The organism is Nocardia pseudovaccinii NBRC 100343 (assembly GCF_001613225.1).
In the GTDB taxonomy this organism is placed as follows: Bacteria; Actinomycetota; Actinomycetes; order Mycobacteriales; family Mycobacteriaceae; genus Nocardia; species Nocardia pseudovaccinii.
In genome coordinates this window covers 21,352-27,351 of sequence record NZ_BDBY01000031.1, presented here as the reverse complement: position 1 = coordinate 27,351, position 6,000 = coordinate 21,352, and the positions used below count along the sequence as shown (strand labels likewise).

The window sequence follows — 6,000 nt, the reverse complement described above, 5'->3', positions numbered from 1 at the left end:
TCGAGTCGACGAGGATTGTGCTGGCATCCCGGCCGGAGGGCGCACCCACCCCGGCGAATTTCCGCATCGAGACCGCGGCGCTTCCAGAGCCCGGCGAGGGCGAGGTGCTGCTGCGCACCCTGTATTTGTCCCTCGATCCGTATATGCGCGGGCGGATGAGTGCCGCCAAGTCGTACGCGGCGCCGCTAGAGGTCGGCGATGTGATGGTCGGCGGCACCGTCGCCGAGGTGCTGGAATCCCGGGCTCCGTCGATCGCGAAAGGTGATGTGGTGCAGGCCTATTCGGGCTGGCAGACGCATCAGGTCGCGTCTGCGACGGGGCTGCGCACGCTGGATCCGGACAAAGCGCCGATCTCGACCGCGCTGGGTGTGCTCGGTATGCCGGGGTTCACGGCGTATTCCGGGCTGTTGAAAATCGGGCAGCCGAAGGCGGGGGAGACCCTGGTGGTCGCCGCGGCCAGTGGACCGGTCGGTTCCGCCGTCGGCCAGATCGCCCGTATCAAGGGCATGCGGGCGATCGGCATTGCGGGTGGCCCGGAGAAATGCGCCTATGTGCGTGAAGAATTGGGCTTCGAAGCCGCAATCGACCATCGCGCACCGGATTTCGCCGATCAACTGCGCGCCGCGGTGCCCGACGGCATCGATATCTATTTCGAAAATGTCGGTGGCGCGGTGGCGGACGCGGTGTATCCGCTGCTGAATACCTATGCGCGCGTGCCTGTTTGCGGACTCATCGCGAATTACAACGCGACCGGCGCACCGGAGGGACCGGATCGTCTGCCCGGCTTCTACGGCCGCATTCTGACCAAGAGTCTCACGGTGCGCGGATTCATCCAGACCGAATTCGTCCGGGAGATGTACAAGGACTTCCTGCACGAGATGTCCGGCTGGATCGCCGAGGACCGGGTCCGCTACCGCGAGGACGTTGTCGACGGCCTCGAGCATGCACCCGAGGCGTTCATCGGCATGCTCGAGGGCCGTAACTTCGGCAAACTCGTGGTGCGGGTCGGATAGCCGACCCGGATCGGATTACACCGGCCGCGGCGACAGCACGATCTTGGCCGACCGCCCCGGTGTTTCGCTCGCGGCGGCGGCATCGGCGGCGGACTCCAGCGGATATACGGCCTCGACATCGAGGCGCAGTGCACCCGTCGCCGCCATCCCCACAAGTTCACCGATCAGGCGCCGCATCTCCTCGCTGCTGGTCTGCTCGGCCCGCTTGGAACCCCAGAAGCCCTTGACCACAGCCTGTTTGAAGATCAGCGGACCGGGATTGATGGACAGCGGCTGACCGGACAGCGCACCGAAGGAGATCAGCTCACCGTCCTGGCCGAGCAGCGAAAGCAGCGCATCCGCAGCCCGCCCACCGACCTGGTCGACGGCGCGCACGATCGGCGCACCCGCAGTGGCCGCGACGGCTCGATCGAGCCAGCCATCGGATTCGGTATCGAAGACCGGTTCGAAACCCAACTCCTGCAACGCCTTGACGGAAGCCGGGCCGCGAACCAGGTTGAGCACATTGAGGCCGCGTTGCCGCGCAAGCACATTCACCAGGCGACCGACCGCGCCGTTGGCGGCATTGATCGCAATCCAGTCGCCCGGCGAAACCCGCAGATCCTCCAGCAGCATCAGGGAGCTGAGCGGCATCGCGAGCAGCTGCGCCGCCGTCTCATCGGAAATGCTGTCCGGCAGCGGAACCACCTGCGTCGCCTTGGCCAGGAAATACTCGGCCCACACATTGTGGATACCGGAAACGCTCACGCGCTGACCGACTTCCAGGCCGCGCACATCCGATCCCAATGCATCGATCCGGCCTACCGCCTCGGTTCCCGGAATCGCGGGCAGCGACGGCTTGTAGCCATAGACCCCGCGAATGGTCGCCAGGTCGTGGTTGTGAATAGGCGCGAGGATCAGCTCGATCCGCACTTGTCCGGCACCGGGTTCGGGCGTCGGCTGCTGTGCGGTGGTGAGCACATCCTTCGGCTCGCCGAAACTTTCGATGACTACGGCACGCATGGTGGATTCCCTTTCTCAGTCGTCGGCGAGGGTGACCTGGACGTCGATGTTGCCGCGGGTCGCGTTGGAGTACGGGCACACCTGGTGGGCCTTGTCGGCGATGGTCTGCGCCTCGGCGGGGGACAGATGCGGCAGTGAGATCTCGAGGGTAACGGTCAGCTCGAAGCCGCCCTCGTCGTTCGGGCCGATGCCCACCTTCGCGCCGACCGCGGAATCGTCGACATTCGCGCCTTCACGCTTGCCGACCAGGCGCAGCGCGCTGTGGAAGCAGGCCGCGTAGCCCGCCGCGAACAGCTGCTCCGGGTTGGTGCCCACGCCGCTACCGCCCATCTCCTTGGGGATGTCCAGTGCGACGTCGACCTTGCCGTCGGAGGTGCGGGCGTGGCCGTTACGTCCGTCGCCGGTCGCGAGGGCTTCGGCGGTGTACAGGACGGTCATGTCTGACTCTCTTTCGATCAGGGGTGGGACATCAGCGAATCGGCGAGTCGCCGAAGGGTTTCGCGCAGGGCGACGAATTCGTCGTGGGTCAGGCCGCTGGCCTCGCCCATTTCCGTTGGCAGACAACGGGCTTCGGACCGCAGTTCGCGGCCGCGTTCGGTGAGTTGGACATCGACGCGACGTTCGTCGGCCGCTGCCCGGCGCCGTTCGACCAGGCCTGCCGCCTCCAGCCGCTTGAGCAGCGGTGACAGCGTTCCGGAGTCGAGTAGCAGCGCTTCGCAGAGGTCGCCGACGCTGCGACCGTCACGTTCCCACAATGCCAACATCACCAGGTACTGCGGATAGGTGAGCCCGAGGCGTTCGAGCTTCGGGCGATAGACCGCCGTCATCGCCCGCGACGCGGCATACAGCCGGAAGCACAACTGCTCGTCGAGGGTGAGGTGATCGGTCATGTCCGTAACGGTAGTGGACAATTAAATTGTGCACAATCAAATCGGCTGTGCTTCACGTCACACCCGATCGGAGCCTGCCCTCAGGCGGCGACGCTGCCGCCGCCGATGCCCAGGTAGACGATCATCATGGTGAACAGGAACCAGCCCGCGCCCTGCCAGATCGGCCAACTGCGGCCGCGCCGCCACACGCGATAGGTCTGCACAAAGGCGCAGATGCCGCCGAGCATCAGCACCACGGTCGGTCCGGTCAGGATCGCTGTTTTCGCCGCGGTGTCACAGAGCATCGTCTCCGCGGCCGCGCAGGCCGTCCGTTCGGCCGCCCATATCGCGGTGATCACGAAGACGAGCGCGGCCACCGCGAGCACCGCCGCCACATAGATCGCTACCCGGCGAAAGGTCCGCTCGTCCGCCGTCCACCGCTTCTCCAGATCGTTGACCATGATCGATCACCTCATGGGTGGAGTTGCCGACGGACGCGGACCCAAACGTCAGGCCTTGCGTCCCACGCCCGCCCAGTACCACGCGGACTCCGGATCGGCCGGAATGGCTTGCATTCGACCCGAAAGGTCGCCGATCAACTCCGGATGCCAGGTGACGACGGGGACGACGCCCGGTTCGACGATTTCGGTTCCGGCGAACAAAGTTTCGGTTTCGGCGCGGTTGCGCGGATTGAAGGTGATGCCTGCGGATTCGGCCGAGGCCACAACCCTGGCCATGGCGCGGGCGTCGAAATCGGCGGTGGGATGGGTGATCACGATAAAGCTGCCCGGGGGAACCGATTCCAGCAAGTTCTCGATGATGGCGTGCGGATCGTCGCTGTCGCGGAAATACATCATGATCGCGACCAGCATGATGGCGACCGGACGGTTCAGGTCCAGGGTCGCGGTAAGGGACGCATCGCGCAGTATCGAGGCCGGATCGTGCAGATCCGCATGAATGAAGGCCGTTTTGCCCTCACGGGTGCTGGACATGAGTGCGCGCGCGTGCGCGAGAACGATGGGGTCGTTGTCCACATAGACCACGCGCGCATCCGAGGCGATGCCCTGGGCTATTTCGTGGGTATTGCCCGCGGTGGGGATACCGGTCCCGATATCGAGGAACTGAGTGACGCCCGCATCGACGATGTAGCGCACCGCGCGACCGAGGAAGGCCCGGTTGGCGCGGGCCATACTGCGGATTGCCGGAATATGGGTGGCTATCGCATCGCCGAGTGCCCGGTCGGCCGGGTAGTTGTCCTTTCCGCCGAGCCAATAATCGTAAACACGAGCTTCATGAGCCACACTCGTGTCGATTTTGGTCGGCAATCCAGTGGCGGTTTCAGCCCGGCTATCCGGCATGACGATTCCCTCCTGTGGCGGGCGGGCCGTCGGGTGCCCGCGACCGCCGAGCCGCCCACGGTCGGCGGCCCGTTCCGTCGAATTTTCCTCGCTCAGGATAGGGGCGGCGAACGTCCGGCAGGCCGGGATTCGGACTGCATTAGGGGATCGATTTCGGTGTGTCGGCTGCATCACGTGATCTTGATGAGGTTGAATCATGAGGTCAACGCGCTGCAGCGGTCCATTGCGAAGTCTGTTCTTCTCCCAGCATCGGCATGCGACAAGGAGCATGAAGTGAGCATGATTCTCGCCGCGTTACACGACACTGTGCTAGCCGAGGTCAGTAATCCGGAACCGGAGGCGCCGCCGATGGCGGACAAACTGATGCAAATGGGCCGGTATTTCACCTGGCTGATTCAGTTGTCCGGGGTTACCGCTATTACCTACGGCGGCGGACGGTTCGCCTGGGAGAAATGGTCCGGAGGCGGGCTGCAGTCGCCGAAGATGATTGCCAGTGCGATGGCCGGTGGCGCGGTGGCCACCAGTGCGGGCACGATCATGAATGCCGTGCTCTAGCGACCGCGCAGTTTCCGTTCGAATCGAGCGCCCGCACGAATAGTCGTGCGGGCGCATTCATCGACGCTGAGCGAGGGGATTCGATATGTCGCCGACCTCGGAACTGGAGCATCGGCTCGCGCTCCACGAAAACCCCTATGGCCCTCTACCATCCGTGCGTGCCGCGCTGCGTGGCGCACGGATGGCGGCGAACCGGTATCCGGAATACCTGCCGCGCAGGCTGCCCGGGATGATCGCCGAGCGGCTCGGCGTGCCGCCCGACCAAGTGGTAGCCGGAGCGGGTGCCACCGGGGTCATCACCTATGTCCTGCGGGAGTTCGTCGCCCCCGGCGACGGCGTCGTGATGGCGACGCCGACCTTCGACGGATTTCCGTTGCTGACCGAGACCATCGGCGGTCGCACGGTGCAGATTCCGCTCACCGCGGACGGTCATCAGGATCTCGACGCCATGGGTGATGCCGTCGATGCGCGCACGCGGGTGGTTGTGCTGTGCAGTCCGCACAATCCGACCGGCACCTGTATAGCGCAGGCCGAACTCGAAGGGTTGCTCGATCGGATCGATCCGTCGGTCACGGTCGTGCTCGACGAGGCGTACATCGACTTCGTCGCCGTGGCGGATCGGGTGGACACGGTTGCTCTGTTGGTGCGGTATCCGAATCTGGTTGTGACGCGGACCTTCTCGAAGGCGCACGGGTTGGCGGCGCCTCGGGTCGGGTATGCGATCGGGGCGGTCCCGATGATCGCGCGAATTCGACGGTGGCAGTTGCCGTTCGGGGTGACCGCGCTGGCCGAGACCGGTGTGCGGGCATGTTATGACGCCGAGGCGGAATTGGCGGTGCGCACCGCCGCGATCACCCGCGAATGCGGTCGGCTCACCGAGGGGTTGCGCGCGCTCGGCTTCTCGGTGCCGACAAGTGCGGCGAATTTCGTGTACCTCGGTCGCTGCCGTGCCGCCGAAATCGACCGGCTCCGTGCGGCTTTCGCGCGGGACCGCATCGCGGTCAAGCATTACGGTACGGGTATCAGGATTACGGTCGGCGATACCGCGGCGACCGATGCGGTGCTTGCCGCGTCACGCTGAGCCCGGTGGCCGGGGAGTGTGGCCCGAGTTCACCCGAGGCAGGGACTTTCGGCCCCATGACGGACTTGCGGTGCCGCTAGTGGCACTCGTAAATTTCGATTCCACCGTGTAGGGGAGGCAGC

8 protein-coding genes are annotated in these 6,000 nt (G+C 65.2%); 3 read left to right on the top strand and 5 right to left on the bottom strand.

Annotated elements, in window-relative coordinates:
* Positions 1 to 1,013, top strand: a 1,013-nt coding sequence (gene curA / locus NP3_RS03735; protein WP_063824657.1) for an NADPH-dependent curcumin/dihydrocurcumin reductase, incomplete at its 5' end; no start/stop codon positions are given.
* Positions 1,014 to 1,028: 15 nt separating this feature from the next.
* On the opposite strand, the gene NP3_RS03730 is transcribed toward curA, so the two are convergent.
* From NP3_RS03730 to NP3_RS03710, 5 genes are all read right to left on the bottom strand, one after another.
* Positions 1,029 to 2,015 carry a zinc-binding dehydrogenase gene (locus NP3_RS03730; protein ID WP_063037772.1) on the bottom strand — a complete coding sequence of 329 codons (987 nt, stop codon included), beginning with the start codon at positions 2,013 to 2,015 and terminating at the stop codon, positions 1,029 to 1,031.
* Positions 2,016 to 2,030: 15 nt separating this feature from the next.
* Positions 2,031 to 2,453, bottom strand: coding sequence for an organic hydroperoxide resistance protein (locus NP3_RS03725; RefSeq protein ID WP_063037770.1), 423 nt, complete (start codon positions 2,451 to 2,453; stop codon positions 2,031 to 2,033).
* A gap of 17 nt (positions 2,454 to 2,470) precedes the next feature.
* A complete protein-coding gene (locus tag NP3_RS03720) occupies positions 2,471 to 2,905 on the bottom strand; it encodes a MarR family winged helix-turn-helix transcriptional regulator (RefSeq protein ID WP_063037768.1) in 435 nt (144 codons plus the stop codon).
* An 80-nt stretch (positions 2,906 to 2,985) separates the two neighbouring features.
* Positions 2,986 to 3,345, bottom strand: a complete 360-nt coding sequence (locus NP3_RS03715; protein WP_063037765.1) for a hypothetical protein — start codon at positions 3,343 to 3,345, stop codon at positions 2,986 to 2,988.
* Between the two features lie 48 nt (positions 3,346 to 3,393).
* Positions 3,394 to 4,242: an SAM-dependent methyltransferase gene (locus NP3_RS03710; protein WP_063037763.1), complete on the bottom strand. Its 849-nt coding sequence runs from the start codon at positions 4,240 to 4,242 to the stop codon at positions 3,394 to 3,396.
* 279 nt (positions 4,243 to 4,521) lie between these two features.
* Between NP3_RS03710 and NP3_RS03705 the strand changes: the two genes are divergently transcribed.
* Both NP3_RS03705 and NP3_RS03700 read left to right on the top strand, forming a co-directional pair.
* Entirely contained in the window at positions 4,522 to 4,797 is a 276-nt protein-coding gene (locus NP3_RS03705) for a hypothetical protein (RefSeq protein ID WP_040696032.1), read from the top strand.
* A gap of 85 nt (positions 4,798 to 4,882) precedes the next feature.
* A complete protein-coding gene (locus NP3_RS03700) occupies positions 4,883 to 5,878 on the top strand; it encodes a pyridoxal phosphate-dependent aminotransferase (RefSeq protein WP_063037761.1) in 996 nt (331 codons plus the stop codon).
* The last annotated feature ends 122 nt before the right edge of the window (positions 5,879 to 6,000 follow it).